Below are 19,515 nucleotides of genomic sequence, written 5' to 3' on the forward strand. Positions count from 1 at the left end.
TTGTGATCATTATATAATGTAAGTACATATAATAGCATAGGGGTGATGTCCTTGAGCATTATTAAATTAGGTAAGAAAAAATATTTAAAGTTTAAAATCATAACTATCCTAATTCTAATTGTTATAATACTAACTATGTGTTTTTTATACATAGATAGAGAAATTACCCCTACTGTACAAGCTATTGGAGAATTAAAAGCACAGGAAATCACTACAAGAGCTATTAATGAATCTGTAAGTTTAGTATTAAAACAAGATATACAGTATCAAGATTTGATTTCTGTAAAAGAAGATGATGAAGGTAACATAACTATGATGCAAGCTAATACTTTTTTGATGAACAAAGTAGCTTCAGATGTAGCTTTGACTATTCAAGACCATCTTAAACAAATAAAAACAACTTCTGATCGAATACCCTTAGGTAATGCTTTGGGAAGTCAACTTTTAGCCCAATATGGTCCTAAAATAAAGCTTACTGTAACCCCATTAGGAATGGTTGATGTAAATTTTGGAACAGAATTCGAACAATCTGGCATAAATCAGACAAGACATAGAATTTATTTGGTTATTAATACCAGTGTTAGAGTAATAGTGCCATTTAGTTCTAATACTATACATGTAACAACTTATTTTCCAGTGGCAGAAACAGTTATTGTTGGAAAGGTTCCGATGAACTATATAAATGTTCCAAAAGATCAATTTCTAGATGTAACACCTATATACGAACAATAGTGTTATATATTCCAATTATAGGATATAATGTTGATAGATAAATTTTAATATTAAGTTTAGATAGCATGTTCTAACTTATACAAAGGAGTGAAATATTCTGTGGAAATAGAAAATATATATGAAAAAAAATCTAAAGCAATATTGGTAGGATTAAATAATACAGGAAAAAAAGAAAGTATTGACATAGAGATTTCTATGAATGAATTAAGTGAGTTGACTAAGGCTGCAGGAGCCGAGGTCTTATCTATTGCAATACAAAATAGGCCAGCAGTTGATGTTACTTACTTTATTGGTAAAGGAAAAGTAGATGAAATTAAACAATTATGTGAAACTCTTGAAGCAGATATGGTCATATTTAATGATGAATTGTCAGGTTCTCAAATAAGAAACTTAGAAGAAACCCTTGGTGTTGATGTTATTGATCGTACTGCACTTATCTTAGATATTTTCGCTCAAAGGGCACGTACAAAGGAAGGAAAATTGCAAGTAGAACTAGCTCAGTTAAAATATAGAATGCCAAGGCTCATAGGCTTAGGCAGACAACTTTCACAGCAAGGTGCTGGAATAGGTACTAGAGGACCTGGGGAAAAGAAGTTAGAGACCGATCGTAGGCACATATTAAAGAGGATTGATGATATAGAACAAGAGCTGAAAGAAGTTAAAAAGAATAGAGAAGTACAAAGAGGTAAGAGGAGTAAATCAGAACTTCCTATTGTGGCTTTAGTAGGTTATACAAATGCTGGAAAGTCTACATTAATGAATTCCCTTTTAAAAATGAGCGATCAATACGATGAGGCTAGAGAAGTATATGCAGAAGACATGCTGTTTGCGACCTTAGATGTATCTTTACGTAGATTGTCTTTTCCTAATAAATTAGACTTTATATTAACAGATACTGTTGGATTTGTAAGTAAATTGCCACATGCTTTAGTAAACGCGTTTAAGGCTACATTAGAAGAAGTAAAGTATGCGGATTTACTTATACATGTTATAGATGCTTCAAATGAAGAATATAATTTACAGAAACAAACTACATTAGATGTATTAAGGGAACTAGGTGTTGAAAATAAAAATATTATTAATGTATACAATAAGGTAGATAAAATTCTAGATGGAACACTTCTTCCTAAAGAAGAAAATGCACTATGTATTTCTGCAAAGGCAAATAAAAATTTAGACACGCTAATAGAGCATATTAGGAATCAAATTGGACCAGATATTATTGATGTTCATTTGTTAATTCCTTATGATAAAGGTAACCTTATTTCGAGCTTACATAATGACGGCGTGGTACTTGGGTCGGAATATGTTGAGGAAGGAATTGAAGTAAAAGCAAGGGTTGAAAAAATGTATTACCATAAATATGAAAGTTTCAATTTAGATAAGTAATTAATTTGGGGGATAGGCATGAAACAAAAGCAAATAGATTATTCCGTATTATCATGGGATAAAATAGAGGAGAAAGAAGACTTTATTATTACCTATTTATTATACGATGAAGGAAAATCAATCAATTTAATATCAAGAATTAGAAATCTTAATAAAGAAACAGTTGAAAATCACATTATTCAATACAAGTCTCTTCATAATTTAAAAAAATATAGTATAGACGATGATTTTTTTATTAATTTATTAGCGAGTACAAAGGAAGAACGAGTCAAAGCTATAGATTTATTAGATGAAGATGAGGAGATAGAGTTAGTAAAGTATTTAATGAAAAAAATTCCATTAATAGAAAATGCAGAAGACAAGATGATTGCATTATGGATTGCTGGAGAATTGAAAGATAATAGATTATTACCTGTTATCCATAATGAAATTATCCATAAGCATGGAGGAGTACGGCGAATGGTGTGCTCTGCCCTTGGTAAAATCAGTTCTACAGATAGTATAGATTTGCTACACAGATGTTTGCAAGATGCAAAGCCGCAAGTACGACAATATGCATCAAAGGCGTTAAAAGTAATTGGGAATGAGAAAACTTTACGAAGGTTGAAGAGTTTATTAAATAATCCCAATGAATTACCATATGTACGTAGAAGTTATAAAGAAACTATTGATATAATTGAGGACAGATTAAAAGGAGGCTTATAAGCCTCCTTTTACATAATAAAAAAGAAAAAACAAAAAAGCTAAAAAATTCTGAAAAGTAGTTGTAAAATTCTATTATTTGGTATATGATAATAGTAAGATAAAAGGAAGGAGGATTCGTCCAATGATTTTTAGAAACTGCGCAGGCGGTGTTGTGTTTTATGCGAATCAGGTATTTATCTTCAAGAATGAAAAAAATGAATGGGTTTTACCAAAAGGTATAATTCGTAACAAGGATCTCTCGAGAGATGTAGCTTTGTGCCGAGTCAAAATTGAGGCTGGCATTGATGCTGAAATTCTTTCAACAGCGGGAGGTACTAGTTACGAATTTTATTCTGTTACGAGAAAAGAACCAGTATGTAACCAGATAACATGGTACATTATGCATGCAAAAACAAAGACATATGAAATAAATAAAGAATTAGGCTTTAAAGACGGAGGATTTTATACTATCGATAAGGCACTAGAAATGATTACCTATAGTCAGGATAAATCCTTAGTTAATCTATCTTATAAAAAATATAAAGACATGATGAGGAAAGAATCAGCACAAGCAGCGGAGGCAGCAGTGTAGATTTGCATAATATAAAATAACATAAATAATAATAAAGAAGCAGTTCATACTGCTTCTTTATATTATCTAAATATTGCGTAAAAGAGTATGCGTTTTTTAATAGCTGATTGTTTTTAAATAAGTAGAAGACTGATAATATTTCAAGTGAGTCACAGGTTAATACGGTAACATCAGATGAAATTTTCAACTATTTGTTAGGTATATGATATAATATATATATCATAATAAAAAAGGATTGGTAGTATATGTTAAAAGAGTATAAAACATTATCGGCATATGGTGAAGGTGAAATAACTATTGAAAAATCTAAATTTATAGGATATGCAACTCCTATTAAAAGTGAAGAAGAAGCCATTGCTTTTATAGAAAACATAAGGACTAAACATTGGAATGCAACACACAATGTTCCAGCTTATGTAGTTGGTGAAAATAATGAAATACAGCGATATAGTGACGACAGAGAACCATCAGGTACCGCAGGAATTCCAATATTAGAAGTAATTAAGAAAGAGGATTTAAGAAATGTTGCAGTAGTTGTAACAAGATATTTTGGCGGAATTAAGCTTGGTACTGGCGGCTTAGTAAGAGCCTATACTAAAGGAGCTAAAATTGGACTAGAAGCTGCCAAAATAGTAACTAAAAGATTATATGAACTTGTTCATGTAAAGATAGATTATACTATGTTGGGAAAAATTCAAAATGAAATTTTGCAGAACGGATATTTGATTAAGGAAACACAATATGATGATGCGGTTCATTTTTATTTATATATAAAGGTCGATTCTTTGGATTACTTTGAAAAACAAATTATTGAATGGACCAATGGTAGAGCTACCTTAGACTTCGCTGGAGAAGAGTATCTAACCGAGATTGATGGTAAAGTTGCTATGCCATAGACTAAGTTGATAATTTTGATTAGTTAAATAAATATTTTTAATATATATGTATAAAATATATGGGTATATACTTTGAATAGATATATGAGGGAGGATTATATATGGATAAAATAGAACAAGTAAAAAAAGAAATGCTAAGTAAAAAGGTATGGGCAGTTGTAGGAGCTACTCCAGATTCAGAAAAGTTTGGCTATAAAATCTATAAAAAATTAAAAGATCATGGATATACAGTATATGGTGTGAATCCAAAATATGAAAGCTTAGATGGAGATAGACTATATAGTAGTTTGAAAGACTTGCCAGAAAAACCTGAATGTATAGATATGGTTGTAAACCCTAAAGTAACTAAGTCTACACTTACAGAAATAAAAGAGCTTGGAATTGAGTATGTATGGTTTCAACCTGGTACCTTTGACGAAGATATTATAGACATGGCAGAGGAAGATGGCCTACAAATTGTATATTATGATTGTGTATTGGTTGCTTTAGGAAATGGCCACTAAAAACAGTGGCTTTATTCCTTTTTTTTACCTTTATAAAAAACTTCATAAATTCCCATAATTAATAAAAAAACTCCGAACCATTTTCTTAATAACGTGGATGAAAGAGTTAGTGCTAGTTTTGATCCTATGAAAGTACCAAATATTCCAAAAAAAATAAGAGGATAACTAAGTTTTAACAATATATTTTTATTACGATAGTGAACAACTAATGCAACAATTGCTACAGGTATAAACGAAATTAAATTTATGCTTTGAACCGTTTGTTGTTTTAAGTTTGTTAAAAGTATTATACTAGGAATTAAAATGGTTCCTCCGCCAATCCCCATACCACCAATTGCGCCAGTTATTAATCCTAACAAAAAAAATATCATAAAAACACCATCCTTATAGCAGCAACTATTATAAAAAAGCCAAAAATTTTTCTAAGATAGTTTGCAGGAATTTTGTTTAATGCATTGGAGCCTATATAACTCCCAATAATTCCTCCCAAGGCTACTTTAAAAGTTATATCTATTGTTGTAAAGCCATTTTTATAATAAATAAAACCACTAATTAATGAAAGAGGAAGAATTATAGATATTGCAGTAGCTTGAGCTTTGTGTTGACTTATCCCAAAGATAAGTGTAAGGGCTAAAACCGCAACTGTGCCGCCCCCAGCCCCAAATAAGCCATTTATAATACCCGAAAAAAAACCAATTAAAGCAATTTTAAGCCAATATATAAATTTCTCCATATTATTTCTCCTATGTATAAGTAAAATTGTAAGGGTAACAAAAATTAGTAACTGAGTCTTAGTTTAACCAAATAGAACCAAGATATTCTGTATAGTAACAGACTTTGATATAAAATATAAAAGTATAAATAGAGGTTGAATCATCTATATAGCTATAGGTGTTTTTTTATGTATACAGTGGATAAAAAGCATATAACTTATGATATAATAATACAAACAAGCTGGTAATGAAAGGAGACTCTTTATGGATCAACAAATACATAAAAAAATCGATGAAGTTATATTATGGTTAAGAGAACAGGTAAACAATGCTGGGGCCAAAGGACTTGCTGTTGGAATTTCTGGAGGAATAGATTCAGCTGTTGTTGCTTGCTTAATCAAAAAAGCTTTCCCTAACAATTCTTTAGGAATAATACTGCCTATTAAGAGTGATAAAAAAGATATAGAAGATGGAATTTTAAGTGTGAAGGCTTGTAATATTGATTATTTTGAAGTTGATTTAGAAGAAGAACATAATGGAATTATGGCTAAGGTAACAGAACAATTAAATGATAAAGGTAAATTTAACAACAGTACCAAAAGGGCAACGGATGCTAATTTAAGGGCAAGGCTAAGGATGAGTACCCTTTATGCAATTGCTAATAATTTGAATTACTTAGTAGTAGGTACAGACAATGCAGCAGAGTTATATACAGGATATTTTACTAAGTATGGGGATGGTGGTGTAGATCTTCTGCCTATAGCTTCATTGAAAAAGTATGAAGTCTATGAATGGGCTAAGGTACTAGGTGTGCCTAAAGAAGTTATTGAAAAGCAACCATCAGCTGGATTATGGGAAGGACAAACTGATGAGCAGGAAATGGGTACAACCTATGAATATATCGATTCTTTTTTAGATGGTAAATCTATACCAGAAAAAGACTTAGCAATTATTGAAAGATTACATAAAAATTCTGACCATAAAAGAACAACCCCACCATCCCCTAAATTAGATAAATAAATTGCATCCTCCCTAAAGTTATGCTAAAATTTTTTTAGAAATCATATATTAAATGAAGCAGTATTGCTTCAACAGAGCTTAATTAAGGAGATGGAATTATGGGAAGAATCGGTAACATTATCGATAGAAAATCAAAGCAAGATGCTAAAAAGGCAAAGATATATACTAAACTAGCACGATTAATTACTGTAGCTGCTCGTGAAGGTGGAGGAGATATAGAGTATAATGCAGCTTTGAAAAATGCTATTGATAAGGCAAAGCTTCAAAATATGCCTAATGATAATATTGATAGAGCTATAAAAAAGGGTACTGGAGAGCTAGGTTCAGATCAATATGAAGAGTTTATTTACGAAGGATATGGACCAGGTGGTGTAGCTGTTATAGTTGAAGTACTTACTGATAATAGAAATAGAACTGCAGGAGAAGTAAGACATGCTTTTGACAAAAATGGTGGAAATTTAGGATCACCGGGTTGTGTTTCATTTATGTTTGATAGAAAAGGTCAAATAATTATTGAAAAAGATGATAATATAGATGAAGAAACACTGATGATGACAGCACTAGAAGCTGGTGCAGAAGACTTTGCATCAGAAGAAGATGCCTATGAAATTATTACAAGGATTGAAGACTTTAACAGTGTAAAGGAAGGTCTTGAGAAAGAAAATTACACATTTATAGAAGCTAAAATTGCCTATCTGCCACAGACCTTAGCAGAATTACAAAGTGAAGAAGACATAAAGAAAATGAATAAGTTAATAGATATGCTTGAAGATAATGATGATGTTCAAGAAGTGCACTACAATTGGGAGCAAGCATAAAACTATTGAAATCTCAATATTAATTGGCGTTTAGGTAGACTATTGAATGATGATGTACATGCAAATTTTGATTGAGTAATGATATATACTGTTGATTACTCGGTTGAGTTGTGGATGTACAAGTTGAACACCTTCTTATGTGAATGTTTATTATTAAATATTTATGTAGGAGGGTGTTTTTTATGTTATTAGAAGATTATTTAAAAGGATTTATATTTGAGTGTCAGATATTTTGATAAATAAGGTAGTCTAATTAGACTACCTTATTTAGTTGTATAAAATCAACAATTAAGTTTAACAGAGCCAAAAACAAAAAGTCCCTAAGGCTTTCAATTATTATTTTTCAATTTTAATTAGTTATGGATTACAATATAAACGTCTAAAGTAAAATTGAAATCTGCTATAATAATATAGAAAATATGGTATAATTTTCTTGTTAGTTAAGTTGCATTAGATGAAAAATGTGAATTAAGTTAGCATGGAAGAGTCAAGATTTATTACATGGGGGCTTAGATATGATGACTAAGAAGAGAAAAAAGTATAAGATAGCTTTAATAGTTTTTATTTGTATAATTGCCATAATACAATTTCATAGCTCTACAAATTCAAAGAAGAGCAAAATTAAAGCAATAGTTAATAATAATTTAGATATTTTAAGCGAGAGTATTAAAAATAATGACTATGATAAAGCTTATAAAATTGATGGAATAGAGGAAATAACACCTTATTATTTAAGTAATAACGAGGTATTTATTGATTTTTATTGTTATAGATTCGGACTTGTACCAAGTTCAATCTATTATGGTTTTTACTATGTTACTAATAATGAACCGTTAGGATTTCAAGCTACACGCGTAAAATTGGAACCAGATGGACATGGTTGGAAATGGAGAGAGCCTAATGGTGATAATTATTATTATATTGAGAAAATAACAGATTATTGGTACTATTATGAGGCTGGATTCTAATATAAGAAGTGAGTATAACCTTTAATTTAGGTCTTAATTATCTTATAACCTGCTCATAATGAATAATCAGTAAACCTAGAGGTGTATTATATTTAATATTAAGAGGATTAAATCACTTATACCATTTATAATGGGATTTATAGCTTATCATGTAGTAACAATCATATTAAACTTACTTGAGAAAAATACAGGAATATTTAGATTCATTACTTTTATAATTGTAATACTACTATCAAGCATTATAGGTGGGTTGTACGAGAAGAATAAGTCGTAATATCTTTTTTAGGCGCAACAGATATATTATGCGAAGTAAGGAAAGTGAAATTAAAATATGAAAAGAAAAGTTTGTTTTTTTACAAGTATTATAATTATAATAAGTTGGTTTGTATTAGTACGATGTGAAGAAAAAAATGAGTCCATTAATGAGTCAGAAGAAGCCTTTGAAATGATTGAAGACTTAGGAACCACTTTTCAAGAGAATACTTTAAATAAAAGTTTTTATGAGATTATTGATGGGGAAGTTGCAGATATTTTATTATATAATTATCAGGATAGGTCAATGTATATAGCTGGATTAAAAGTTTTTGAGGAATTTGGTATATCAAATGAGGGTGTAGTTTCAATAAGCGCGGATAGGAAAATTTTAACTTTATCTATGATTAAATCTACTGGGTCTGTCACAGGAGCTCTTGACGGTCCTTATGTGTATTTCCAAATAAACCTTGTTACAAATGAAATTATTGAAAAGAAATTTGAGCCTGCTCCAGATTATACTGAATTAGGGAGGTTAGAGTTTGCTGAATATAACAATGAAGTGATTGAATTAAGCGATGAACAGATTCTTCAAATCGGATTGTATTTTAAAGATTTAATTAGAGAGATAGAATCAAATTAACAAGGACGCATTATCTTTTTTAGACGTAACAGCTATATATTATTCATTAAGAAAGAGGGGGAAAGTTGATGGAACATATCTTGAATTTATCTCCATCAGAAGATGATATATTGAAAATTTGTAGAAAGTTACAAGATTATAATTCTCATTTTTTTGAAATAAAAGATGAACCTAACTTTATTATTTCAGAAATAGATGAATATAATGAACTAATAGGCGGAATTGTGTGTACTATTGTTGGACAATGGTTAGAAATTGATTTTTTATGGGTCAAAGATGACCAACGTGGAAAAGGATTAGGTAAGAAACTATTATTTGAAGCAGAAAAAATAGGAATGAAAAATAAGTGTATAAAGGCATTTTTAACTACTATGAATTTTCAAGCGAAGCCATTTTATTTAAAATACGGGTATAAAATAGTATATATTCAAAAGGATTATCCTTTAATAAATGAAAAGTACTTTATGGAAAAGACATTAAATGAAACATAAAACATATAAAATAAATATGATGTTATCTGATTTAGTATCATACAAACTAATATGCTTAGACTATGAAATAGTAATCCGCATTTTTTATAAATTATTAAGTAATAAAATAAATGTTAAGTCGTATCATCTTTTTTAGACGCAACAGTAGGTTAATTTGGAGTATATATTATACATATAGCCCTAAGGAGGATTTATAGATGAATATTAAACTAATAAAAGATATAGAAGGTAACATTCTCGATATTGGTGGTGGAGGAGAAGGAGTTATCTCCAGAGTTTATCCAGACAAGTTATTTCCATAGATAATCGACTTGAAGAGCTTGAAGAAGCTCCTAATGGTCCAATAAAAATTGTTATGGATGCTCGTCATATGTTATTTACAGATAATTGCTTTGATAATGTGACCGCTTTTTATAGTTTTATGTTTATGTCAAAGTCTGATTATCCAGTGGTTTTGTCTGAAGTCAAACGTGTACTTAAGAATAATGGTTATTTATATCTTTGGGAACCTGAAATTAAGACAGCTAATCCATTTATAACAGACTTAGAAATAGATGCAAACGGAATTAAATTGAGTACCACTTATGGTATAGTCAAAGAAGATGCATTTCAAAATGCGGACTATTTTAAGAAACTCATTTTTAAGGCTGGTTTTAGACTAGTGAGTGAAAGAAGTAGTAATCTCCATTTTTATCAATGTTGGGAACGTATTTAAGTTAGAAGTAAATAGTAAGAATTATTATCTGTAAATTAATTATATAGTTAAAATACATTCTTCCTTTTAGACACAACAGATATGGATTACGAATTAAAAATTATTTATATAATTGTAGGAATAAAATGAACAGATTAAAATTAGTTTTACCGACACCAGAGTATAAAGAGGAACTTATGGAGTATAAAAGAGAGTTTATTGAAAATGAGGATAGTATGGATGGCACTGCAGGTTTGAGAACTGCTAAAACTTTTAAAGATTGGTATAGTGTAATTTGTGATAATTTAAAAGAAGAGACTGTAAGGGACGGGTTAGTTCCATCAACTACATATATGGCTATTTCTACTAATGATGGTCGTTTGATTGGTATGATTGATATTAGACATCGTCTAAATGATTATTTATTAAATTTTGGTGGACATATAGGTTATAGTATTAGAAAATCAGAAAGGAAGCAAGGATATGCAACTGAAATGTTAGCATTGGGCTTAACAGAATGCGTAAAATTAAATATTAAAAAGGTTTTAATTACCTGTGATAAAGATAATGTTACATCGGCAAAGACTATAATAAATAATGGTGCCAAATTAGAAAATGAAATACCAGAGGGAAATGGAATTACACAAAGATATTGGATAACTTTAGATTAAGATTAAGAGGACGACCTATATATAGAATGATTAGTATTGTGAAGGACTTTAATTGCATCTTAAGTCGCATCATCTTTGTAATACGTAATAGATGAAAATAGCGTAATAAAAAATATTCACAAGGAGAGGGAGAATGAGAAATAAAAAATTCAGAAAAGCTTATATTTTAGGATTAATAGGTATGCTAGTTATTATATTAACTTTTATATTTTTTAATATTAATAAAAATAGTGAATATTTGAACCCTATACGAAAAATGTATGGTACGGTTGAAGATCATGAACTTATTTCAATTAAAGAAACAAAAAATGGAATTATGGTATATTCAGTAGGTAAAGTAAATAATGGGATAAACAATATGTATCTCGTTAATAAGGTAAAAAAGTCATTTATAAGCTACAAATGGATGGGTGGCGGAGGACATGTTAACCGAGACCTTCATCAGCATAGAGATTTTATTTTCTCTGCACAGCTATTGAATGAAAGCCAGAATGTAAATCCAACATTATTTGGTGTTTTTTCAGATGAAAATATTAGCCAAATAACTGTTAGAACTACGAATGGGTCATATAATGCTGTTATTTATGATGGAAAAAATAGAGATGAAAAATTTTATGTTATTTCATTTGAACAAAATGTTATGGATGAAAGATATTTTATGTTTACAGTTTCATATATAAATGGTGAAAGGTTAAATTTTTTTCATTCAAGGTGAAGAAATAAATAAGTTTCAAGAAGGTACTTGGTGTTATTTCTATGAAGAAGATATAGAATAATTAGTTAAAAAAATAAAGAAATAAATGAATATAAATTTTTAGTGATATGTAAATCGAAATTTTATATTTGTTTGGCCTAATCTTTTTTACACGTAACAGTAGAATGTTATGAATAAAATTTATAATATTAGAGGAATATTAATGCCCTGCAGACATGAATTTGGAATAATAGATTGTTTGGAAGAATATGACGAGGATAAGTATGAACCTGAAAAATACAATTGTGTTTCTGTGGACGATGATTTTCTAGGCGAAATATACCACGCACGATTTAAAAATAAAATAAAAAAACTTGAAACATTTGCACATAATACAAATAGACCCTTTAAAGACCTTGCTTATTACGGAATAACTTTAATACCACCAAAATTCCTTAAATATTTTTTAGATATAATTGTTGAGGAGAATGTAAAGCATAAATCAAAAGAGCTAGAAATGTTAATTGAGAAAATATCTACTGCAATTAAAGAAAATAAATGGATGATTCATTACGGAATTTAAATATTATTTCTTGTAGATTATAAGATTGTGCTTTGCCTTCTTTATAAGGTGCAACAGTTATATATTGTGAAGTGAAGTAAAGGAGGTAAGTATAGTGCATCATTATCTGAATAGAAAAGTTAAGGTTATTGTTGATAGACCATTAGGCACAATGCATCCAGAACACGAAATTTTTTATCCTTTAAATTACGGATATATTCCCAACACTATAGCTGGGGATGGAAAAGAGGTAGATGTTTATATTATAGGAGAGTTTCAACCATTGAGGGAGTATGAGGGTATTGTGATAGCGTTAATACGTAGGTATAATGATGTTGAAGATAAACTGGTAGTATCAAAATATACATCTAAGTACAGCAAGGAACAAATTGAAGCGTTGGTAGAGTTCCAGGAAAGATTTTTTGATTCAGAGATTATAATGGATTGATACATAATATTCTTATTAGACGTAATAACTACAAAACCGAATAATTATTTAAAATACCATATTATTCAAAATTCCAAAATTGAATATTACAGTATTTTTATGTCGTAATCCAAGGTAAATGCCTGAAGTAAAATAGAAATTTGATATAACAATATAGAAAATATGGTATAATCTTCTTGTTAGTTAAGTTGCGTTAGATGAAAAATATGAATTATTGTAGGGGGATTAGATGAGATATATTTATTTATTTGCTTTTTTAATATTTTGGACAGTGATAGAAAAGATCATTATTAACAAGTTCAATATTAAAAAGAAAGAATGGCGATACAAACATGTTAATGAAATCCATAAATGGTTAGAAGTATTACTTATTATAGGAATATTATTAATGTTTTTTGTTGATGCGTATTATTCTCTTGTAGGGTTAACTGTACTACTTGGTTTTAGCGCTTTTATGGAATGGAAGTTTGAAAAAGAGTCAAAAACATATATACTAAATATCTTAAATGGTAGTGTATGTATATTGTTTTTAATAATATTAAAACCATTTTTATAGATAAATTTATATTGTATAACTCTACTAAGTTAAGATATAAAGAATTAGTTATTGTGTAGTATCTTTTTTAGACACAACAGTATTAAATTGCGAAGAAAGATTAATTATATATTGTAAAAAAATATTTAAAAACCTCTTGACCTTAACGTCGCGGAATACTCTAATATTGATTTCAGAGAGGAGAGGTGCAAAATGCTTAGGATAGGTGAAATTGCAAAAAAATTTGATATTTCAAATCGAACCCTGCGTTACTGGGAAGAAGAAGGAATAATAAGCAGTATAAGAACTGAAAATGGTTATAGATTCTATGACGATGAGAATGCAGTCCGTATTAAACAAATTATCTTGTTAAGAAAACTCAGAATGCCAATAGCAGATATTGAACGGGTCTTTATTTCAGATGGCTATGATATAGCTATAGATGCATTGACTAGTCATCTTGAAAAATTAAAGCAAGAAGCCATCGTTATAACTTCGCTGAGTACAGTACTTGAGAAACTTATTAGGCAGATAAAGGCAGGTAAGAATTTGAATCAGGTTTTTTTGTACCTTGAAAAACAGTCTAAAACCATCGATTCTGAGATTGAAAAAGCACTTCAAATTGTGCTCTCTGAAAGGAAAAATAATATGTCAGTAAATCAGTTAAGTGATGTAAGAATCGTAAGGCTTCCTGGAATGACAATCGCATCGTACCGTGCCGAGAGTGAAACGCCGGAAAAGGACTGCTCCAATGTGATGAACAAGTTTATTTTAGAAAATTCATTGCATAAGAAAAGTGGATTCCGACATTTTGGGTTTAATAATCCAAGCCCGTCTGAAAACAATCCTGTTTATGGATATGAAATTTGGGTATCAATACCTGAGGATTTTAATGTTCCTAAGCCTTTAGAAAAAAAGCAATTTGAGGGTGGATTGTACGCATCAATAACAACAAAGATGGGAGAGATAGGCGAGCGCTGGCAACAATTATACAGCTGGGTAAAAAACAATGATAAGTATGATGTAGACTTCAGCTTTCAGTGGCTTGAAGAATGCTCTGACTTTGAAACATTCATATCTAGTGATGAGAGCGCTCAACAATTAGACCTCTTGGAACCGATAAAGCTTAGGTAAGGGTAATATCACAGTATAAGCATGATCTACAGTAAACTTATTACGCAATTTTCTTATTAGACGTAATAACTATAAAACCGAATAGTTTATTAAGATACCGTATTATTCAGAAATGGATTTTACGGTATTTTTATGTTACATAACAAGTAGTATCTGCAACTAATGAAGACAATACGATATAACTATTAAAGTTTAAAGTCAGGATGATGTTTTTTGAAAATTGAATAATATGGTATTAAAGAATTATGAATTTGATATAATTTTCTTATTGAATAAATCTGATTAGTAGGATAAGGTGAAATAAGGATTATCTGCATAACAGGAGGTAATATTTTGAAAGAAATTTTAGTTAAATGTCGACAAGGTTCATTAGAGAAAAATTTAAAATCTGATATAACAAATACTATTTTAATTATATTAACAGGAAGTGTACTTGGAGTATTTTCAAAACTCCTTGATAATATGTCTTTAAATGATGCTATTGGATGGCATAGATTGCTTGGGGATTTAGACTTGAGCAATGTTTTTTCGAGACTATCTGTTTGGGTACTATTTGCAGTAATTATTGCAGTCTTAAGCAAACGACCATTAAGAGCAAGTGTAAATGTGTTCGGATTTTTCATTGGGATGCTTATAGGATATTACACGATTACCATATCTATGTCGGGCTTTTTTCCAAAGACATATATGATAGCATGGGGTGTTATAACTTTATTTACACCTGTCCTTGCTTTTTTTGCTTGGTATTCAAAAGGTCATGGATGGTTAGCAATCGTATTATCATCAGTAATAATTGGTTTTTTCTTCACACAAGCATTTTCCTTTGGTATGTATTATATAGATATTTCTTATTATGATGGATTGATTTGCTTATTATTAGTAATAGTTTTATTATATAGAGATAAAAACCAATTGATTCTCTCTTTGATAGGAGCATTAATTGCTGCTCCATTAATTAAAAATTATTTGCCCTATATTTTTGGTGGATTATAAACAAAATGGAAGTAATCTACATTTGTATTCAAGACGCATTCTTTACAAATTGCGATAACTAAAGATAACTAAATAAGGTAGTCTAATTAGACTACCTTATTTAGTTGTATAAAATCAACAATTAAGTTTAACAGAGCCAAAAACAAAAAGTCCCTAAGGATTTCAGGTATTTTACACAGACTAAACTTATAACTTATTTATACTAACAAAGTTATCATATGCTAGTTGTTGAAGTGTTTTGTATAATGGTTGGATAGAATATTTTTTAGGAAATTCTAATTTTATGCTTTCTGTAGAAATATTGTTTGCTCTTAAATTTAGAGTAGTTATGTAAGTAATAGATATCTCACTATCATCCATTCCAAATCCAGCTGTTTCTGCTGTTACAGATATAACACTTTCAAGATTTATAGATTTAACTCTCATTTTAGTACCGGTAGCTCCTTGTTTATCAAAAAATAGAAGATGCTTATCTGTAAAAATAAAAACATCCCTAACGAGCTTATAGCCAATTGTTATTGATTCATTTTCCATTAAATATTCTCCAAACTCTTTGGCTAACTGATCGATTGACACCTCATTTAAATTACCCAATAATCCATTCATTACATCTTTATTCATTAAACCTTTTAATGCTATTTTAATTCTTCCTTTGCAATTGGTACATTAGTACTAGCTACATTATATAGGTAGAATTGAAAAAATATCGAAACTTGTTTAGAAAGTAAATATTTACACTAGAAATAAAGGCTGTTTTCCTAAATATTGTTGTTTTTAGTAAAGATAAAAATTCTCTTTAAAAAATAAAATGTAAAAGATGTTTGACAAAAAATGAATGCGATTGTATACTGTAATTGTAAAAGATGTTTTACATTATAAGGAGGTGTTTTTATGGATTGGTTTCTCATAATATTTTCAGGCATTATTCTATGTCTGTTAATAACAATTGGATTACTGATACTATCTTTATCTAAACAAGGAGATGAAAGGAACAGTTTTATCAAATCAAAGTCAATGTCTCAAACGTTCCTAATTATGGTGGGTTTCTTAATAATAAAGATTGGCGAATCTTTATATGTGACATTTGTAAGTGGGGGTAAAGTAGAGGGTATTAATCCGTTTATTATTTTAGCGGTAATATCTGTCGTATTCCTCATTTCTTTAATACTTAACAAAAAGAAATATGGTGATTGGAGTGCAAAATAGAATTCAAGAACTAAGAAAAATAAAGAAGTTGACTCAAGATGAAATTGCTAAACTATGCAATGTTTCGAGACAGACAATTAATGCGATAGAAAATAATAAATACGACCCTTCGTTATCGCTTGCATTTGATTTAGCGAGAAGTTTAGGTACAACTGTTGATGAGTTGTTCAATGGAGGAAAAACACGATAATAGGTAGATGTTAAACATCTATTTGCTTTCGCCACTTAGCAAATAGGAGTCGCTTGTGCAAGATACTAAAAACAATAAGACTAAGTATTACTGGAATATAATTAATAGTAATAAGTAGAATATTGTGACTTTAATAAAATTATTTCGCATTAAATTATAAAGATACGAAGGGGCGTTTATTGTGAAGTTATTTAACAAAGTTGTGTATTTATGTATGTTTCTAATTGCTACATTACTTGTAGGTTGTAATTTAACAGGTACAAAAAATCAATTATCTTCATCAAAACCAAAGGATTTTAATTTTGTCTTTCATTACGGGGTAGGGGCTAAAAATCAATTAGATACTATTAAAGGATAGTATACTAAAGACATGGTTACAGAGTCATCAATTATTACGAACTTAAAATTATCTGATGAAGAAATGAAGAAGATTAATATTTTAGATTATCCTGAAAATTTTAAGCCAAAGAATAATGCAATGCAAACACCATTTTACACATACCATATCAAAATAATTGTAGATGGTAGGGAGAAAAGTATATTTTGGGAAGATGGAAATATATCTCAATCAAAAGACTCTATTCAATTAAGGGAATTGTTTAAAAAAATTCAAGAAATAATAGTTAGTAAGGAAGAATTTAAGAAATTACCTAAAGCAAATGGAGGGTATGATTAAGTCAAAATATTTAAGATGTGAAGCAAAGATCATATATTAGACGGAATGAAAATATATGACTAATAAAGAAAAAAATAAAATAATTTTCTAAACCATATTAGGAATACTTGCAATAGTGATAGGTGGTTTTTTAGGATTTATTCTTTTACAAGGGTTCAATGCGTTTTAAATTATAATATTTGCATTGGTGTGTATAGCTATAGGGTATTTATTTAGTTTTATATCTAAGAAAATTTCTGAAATATAGTAAGGTTTGATGCTGTAAGTAAAGAGATTGGATGCAATCTGCATTTGCATTTAAGACGCAAATTTTATATAATTTGCAGTAATAAAATAATATAGTGTAATTTAGAGGGTAGAGTACTTTGTTAGAATAAGAGCGATGTCCAATATGCGATTCTACCGAATTTAGTTTACATAATCTTTCTAAGATGTAATAATAGATATGGTTATTACTTGTATTGTGACATAAAAAATACCGTAAAATTCATTTCTGAATAATACGGTATTTAAAATAATTATTCGATTTTATAGTTATTGCGTCTAATATAAAAGATGCGTCTTAATTCTATTGCAGTCTAGATAAAACTAATAATATTTTATGTTATATTTAAAAATCAATTATCACCTTTTTACAGTTGTTACAAAGATAGGCTTCTGCTTTTGAACCATTCCAACCAAATGGAGCTATCGAAACATCACCGTTTGATACATCAGCTATAAAGAATACTTTCTTTTCATTAATAGACCAAAATATTTCTCTTGCACTCTGTATAACTCCTTTATCCATCTCATCTCTGCAGTATGGGCACTCCATTTTATTACCTCCTTTGATAATATAAATGACTGCAATTTCATATTTTCCATCTGTTACGTAGAAAAATATAATATGTAGTTATATCTTTTATAAGTCCATTAATATAATGCCAAGCATAATCAAAAAAGAACCTATTAGTATATAAAAAGATCTAGCACGATTATCCCCAAATACATTTCTAATACGAATAGTACCTTTGCTTTCCCAGAAAAAATTAGGCTTTCTTATAACACCATAAATAAAATATATTCCTATAAATACAAGAATCGAATAAGAAATAGGATACTTCTGCATAAATCTACTAAAATGATAATTTCTTCTACTTGTTACATATAGAATAGATAATGCGCCAATAATTTAATCTAGCTTTCTATTTATTTCTGCTAGTATACTCTCTATTCTTTCAATTTTTTCTTCATTTCTTTTAAGTCCCTTAGGTAATTTAATAAACAAATTAAAAATGAAGTAAATAATTCCAATCCATAGTACAGTATTTAAAAGTTGAAAAATTAAAGTGAAGTTAAATTCAAAAATACCCGTTTTCATAATAATCACTCTCCTCTAATTTAACTATGTATGTCACACTCATCTGGCTCTCTCCTGTAAAGAATAGTTACTAGGAGACCTTGAACTACAAATAGTAAAGCAAAAATTATAGTTATCCAATCATATCCTTTAATAGAAATTGTTATAATGGTTTGTATTGCTATTAGCATAGATATATAGTTTAAAATATTTTTGCTTTTCTCCATACGAAAAATAACAAAAGAATTATAAATACTATAAGGTATATTGAATTGATGTTGATACTATAATCCATCATAAATTCTCTCCTTTATTGCGGATTTTACATCAACTATGCTACACATTCTATACTAAATACATTTTGTTCTTATCTTTACATAATTTTATTATGTTTATCTAAATTATGTGTTGACCAATGGCACCCTTATTACATCTTAATCTGCTTATTTAATTTAATAAATATATCACTTGTTGCATATTTTGTATCTTAACCTAATTTATTCAACAAGAAAATTATACCATATTTTCTATATTGTTATAATAAATTGCTATTTTGTAATAAAGTATTATTTAATTTTTAAAGAACATTACTTACTTTACAATATCTTTATAAGCAGAATTAAGGAAAGACATTGGACTTCCTCTAAAAATTAATATAATTTCAACATT

At 29.1% G+C, this 19,515-nt stretch carries 28 protein-coding genes; 23 read left to right on the forward strand and 5 right to left on the reverse strand.

The features are described 5' to 3' along the window. Nucleotides 1-51 precede the first annotated feature (51 nt). The 6 genes from yunB (at nucleotide 52) to KQI88_RS14690 (ending at nucleotide 4,796) form a co-directional block, all read left to right on the forward strand. On the forward strand, nucleotides 52-732 hold the full coding sequence (gene yunB / locus KQI88_RS14665; RefSeq protein ID WP_246579325.1) for a sporulation protein YunB: 681 nt from the start codon (nucleotides 52-54) through the stop codon (nucleotides 730-732). A gap of 99 nt (nucleotides 733-831) precedes the next feature. Continuing rightward, nucleotides 832-2,121, forward strand: coding sequence for a GTPase HflX (gene hflX, locus KQI88_RS14670; protein ID WP_330656246.1), 1,290 nt, complete (start codon nucleotides 832-834; stop codon nucleotides 2,119-2,121). An 18-nt stretch (nucleotides 2,122-2,139) separates the two neighbouring features. Then, a complete protein-coding gene (locus KQI88_RS14675) occupies nucleotides 2,140-2,826 on the forward strand; it encodes a HEAT repeat domain-containing protein (protein WP_216418588.1) in 687 nt (228 codons plus the stop codon). 121 nt (nucleotides 2,827-2,947) lie between these two features. Next, entirely contained in the window at nucleotides 2,948-3,397 is a 450-nt protein-coding gene (locus KQI88_RS14680; RefSeq protein ID WP_216418591.1) for an NUDIX hydrolase, read from the forward strand. Nucleotides 3,398-3,642: 245 nt separating this feature from the next. After that, complete coding sequence (locus tag KQI88_RS14685; RefSeq protein ID WP_216418593.1) at nucleotides 3,643-4,293, forward strand: YigZ family protein; 651 nt, start codon at nucleotides 3,643-3,645, stop codon at nucleotides 4,291-4,293. A 101-nt stretch (nucleotides 4,294-4,394) separates the two neighbouring features. Continuing rightward, complete coding sequence (locus tag KQI88_RS14690) at nucleotides 4,395-4,796, forward strand: CoA-binding protein (protein ID WP_216418594.1); 402 nt, start codon at nucleotides 4,395-4,397, stop codon at nucleotides 4,794-4,796. Nucleotides 4,797-4,807: 11 nt separating this feature from the next. On the opposite strand, the gene KQI88_RS14695 is transcribed toward KQI88_RS14690, so the two are convergent. Continuing rightward, on the reverse strand, nucleotides 4,808-5,167 hold the full coding sequence (locus tag KQI88_RS14695; RefSeq protein ID WP_216418597.1) for a sulfite exporter TauE/SafE family protein: 360 nt from the start codon (nucleotides 5,165-5,167) through the stop codon (nucleotides 4,808-4,810). After that, the gene (locus KQI88_RS14700; RefSeq protein ID WP_216419155.1) at nucleotides 5,164-5,574 is read right to left on the reverse strand and encodes a sulfite exporter TauE/SafE family protein; all 411 of its coding nucleotides are present in this window, start codon (nucleotides 5,572-5,574) and stop codon (nucleotides 5,164-5,166) included. Before KQI88_RS14700 ends, KQI88_RS14695 begins: the two co-directional genes overlap by 4 nt. Before the next feature lie 199 nt (nucleotides 5,575-5,773). Between KQI88_RS14700 and nadE the strand changes: the two genes are divergently transcribed. The 13 genes from nadE to KQI88_RS14765 all read left to right on the forward strand — a co-directional run bounded on the left by nadE (nucleotide 5,774) and on the right by KQI88_RS14765 (nucleotide 15,432). Continuing rightward, complete coding sequence (gene nadE, locus KQI88_RS14705) at nucleotides 5,774-6,529, forward strand: NAD(+) synthase (RefSeq protein ID WP_216418598.1); 756 nt, start codon at nucleotides 5,774-5,776, stop codon at nucleotides 6,527-6,529. Between the two features lie 98 nt (nucleotides 6,530-6,627). After that, nucleotides 6,628-7,347, forward strand: a complete 720-nt coding sequence (locus KQI88_RS14710; protein WP_216418600.1) for a YebC/PmpR family DNA-binding transcriptional regulator — start codon at nucleotides 6,628-6,630, stop codon at nucleotides 7,345-7,347. Between the two features lie 515 nt (nucleotides 7,348-7,862). Then, nucleotides 7,863-8,315 carry a hypothetical protein gene (locus KQI88_RS14715; protein ID WP_216418602.1) on the forward strand — a complete coding sequence of 151 codons (453 nt, stop codon included), beginning with the start codon at nucleotides 7,863-7,865 and terminating at the stop codon, nucleotides 8,313-8,315. A gap of 331 nt (nucleotides 8,316-8,646) precedes the next feature. Next, nucleotides 8,647-9,210: a hypothetical protein gene (locus KQI88_RS14720; protein WP_216418603.1), complete on the forward strand. Its 564-nt coding sequence runs from the start codon at nucleotides 8,647-8,649 to the stop codon at nucleotides 9,208-9,210. Between the two features lie 68 nt (nucleotides 9,211-9,278). Next, nucleotides 9,279-9,701, forward strand: a complete 423-nt coding sequence (locus tag KQI88_RS14725; protein WP_216418605.1) for a GNAT family N-acetyltransferase — start codon at nucleotides 9,279-9,281, stop codon at nucleotides 9,699-9,701. Between the two features lie 298 nt (nucleotides 9,702-9,999). Continuing rightward, the gene (locus tag KQI88_RS14730) at nucleotides 10,000-10,416 is read left to right on the forward strand and encodes a class I SAM-dependent methyltransferase (protein WP_330656255.1); all 417 of its coding nucleotides are present in this window, start codon (nucleotides 10,000-10,002) and stop codon (nucleotides 10,414-10,416) included. 125 nt (nucleotides 10,417-10,541) lie between these two features. Beyond that, nucleotides 10,542-11,066, forward strand: a complete 525-nt coding sequence (locus KQI88_RS14735; protein WP_216418607.1) for a GNAT family N-acetyltransferase — start codon at nucleotides 10,542-10,544, stop codon at nucleotides 11,064-11,066. A 133-nt stretch (nucleotides 11,067-11,199) separates the two neighbouring features. Beyond that, a complete protein-coding gene (locus KQI88_RS14740; RefSeq protein ID WP_216418609.1) occupies nucleotides 11,200-11,781 on the forward strand; it encodes a hypothetical protein in 582 nt (193 codons plus the stop codon). A 169-nt stretch (nucleotides 11,782-11,950) separates the two neighbouring features. Next, entirely contained in the window at nucleotides 11,951-12,343 is a 393-nt protein-coding gene (locus KQI88_RS14745; RefSeq protein ID WP_246579327.1) for a hypothetical protein, read from the forward strand. A gap of 94 nt (nucleotides 12,344-12,437) precedes the next feature. Continuing rightward, nucleotides 12,438-12,770 carry an inorganic diphosphatase gene (locus KQI88_RS14750; protein ID WP_216418610.1) on the forward strand — a complete coding sequence of 111 codons (333 nt, stop codon included), beginning with the start codon at nucleotides 12,438-12,440 and terminating at the stop codon, nucleotides 12,768-12,770. A gap of 229 nt (nucleotides 12,771-12,999) precedes the next feature. Beyond that, nucleotides 13,000-13,326, forward strand: a complete 327-nt coding sequence (locus KQI88_RS14755) for a DUF4181 domain-containing protein (RefSeq protein WP_216418612.1) — start codon at nucleotides 13,000-13,002, stop codon at nucleotides 13,324-13,326. A 192-nt stretch (nucleotides 13,327-13,518) separates the two neighbouring features. Next, on the forward strand, nucleotides 13,519-14,439 hold the full coding sequence (locus KQI88_RS14760) for an effector binding domain-containing protein (RefSeq protein WP_216418614.1): 921 nt from the start codon (nucleotides 13,519-13,521) through the stop codon (nucleotides 14,437-14,439). A gap of 333 nt (nucleotides 14,440-14,772) precedes the next feature. Continuing rightward, the gene (locus KQI88_RS14765; protein WP_216418616.1) at nucleotides 14,773-15,432 is read left to right on the forward strand and encodes a DUF6518 family protein; all 660 of its coding nucleotides are present in this window, start codon (nucleotides 14,773-14,775) and stop codon (nucleotides 15,430-15,432) included. A gap of 186 nt (nucleotides 15,433-15,618) precedes the next feature. Here the strand turns inward: KQI88_RS14765 and KQI88_RS14770 are convergent, their stop codons facing one another. Continuing rightward, the gene (locus tag KQI88_RS14770) at nucleotides 15,619-16,053 is read right to left on the reverse strand and encodes a PH domain-containing protein (RefSeq protein ID WP_216418618.1); all 435 of its coding nucleotides are present in this window, start codon (nucleotides 16,051-16,053) and stop codon (nucleotides 15,619-15,621) included. Between the two features lie 270 nt (nucleotides 16,054-16,323). Here KQI88_RS14770 and KQI88_RS14775 point away from each other — a divergent pair, with 270 nt between their 5' ends. The 4 genes from KQI88_RS14775 (at nucleotide 16,324) to KQI88_RS18185 (ending at nucleotide 17,504) form a co-directional block, all read left to right on the forward strand. After that, on the forward strand, nucleotides 16,324-16,638 hold the full coding sequence (locus tag KQI88_RS14775; protein WP_216418619.1) for a hypothetical protein: 315 nt from the start codon (nucleotides 16,324-16,326) through the stop codon (nucleotides 16,636-16,638). Continuing rightward, the gene (locus KQI88_RS14780; protein ID WP_408629728.1) at nucleotides 16,619-16,828 is read left to right on the forward strand and encodes a helix-turn-helix transcriptional regulator; all 210 of its coding nucleotides are present in this window, start codon (nucleotides 16,619-16,621) and stop codon (nucleotides 16,826-16,828) included. The genes KQI88_RS14775 and KQI88_RS14780 overlap by 20 nt, the downstream gene beginning before the upstream one ends. A 181-nt stretch (nucleotides 16,829-17,009) precedes the next feature. Further along, nucleotides 17,010-17,186: a hypothetical protein gene (locus KQI88_RS18180; RefSeq protein ID WP_246579328.1), complete on the forward strand. Its 177-nt coding sequence runs from the start codon at nucleotides 17,010-17,012 to the stop codon at nucleotides 17,184-17,186. A 12-nt stretch (nucleotides 17,187-17,198) separates the two neighbouring features. Continuing rightward, entirely contained in the window at nucleotides 17,199-17,504 is a 306-nt protein-coding gene (locus KQI88_RS18185; protein ID WP_246579329.1) for a hypothetical protein, read from the forward strand. A 610-nt stretch (nucleotides 17,505-18,114) separates the two neighbouring features. Here the strand turns inward: KQI88_RS18185 and KQI88_RS14790 are convergent. Both KQI88_RS14790 and KQI88_RS14800 read right to left on the reverse strand, forming a co-directional pair. Further along, entirely contained in the window at nucleotides 18,115-18,321 is a 207-nt protein-coding gene (locus KQI88_RS14790; protein WP_216418622.1) for a PF20097 family protein, read from the reverse strand. Nucleotides 18,322-18,678: 357 nt separating this feature from the next. Further along, nucleotides 18,679-18,867 carry a hypothetical protein gene (locus tag KQI88_RS14800; RefSeq protein ID WP_216418626.1) on the reverse strand — a complete coding sequence of 63 codons (189 nt, stop codon included), beginning with the start codon at nucleotides 18,865-18,867 and terminating at the stop codon, nucleotides 18,679-18,681. Nucleotides 18,868-19,515: the final 648 nt, after the last annotated feature.

It is taken from the genome of Alkaliphilus flagellatus (assembly GCF_018919215.1).
Classification (GTDB): domain Bacteria; phylum Bacillota; class Clostridia; order Peptostreptococcales; family Natronincolaceae; genus Alkaliphilus_B; species Alkaliphilus_B flagellatus.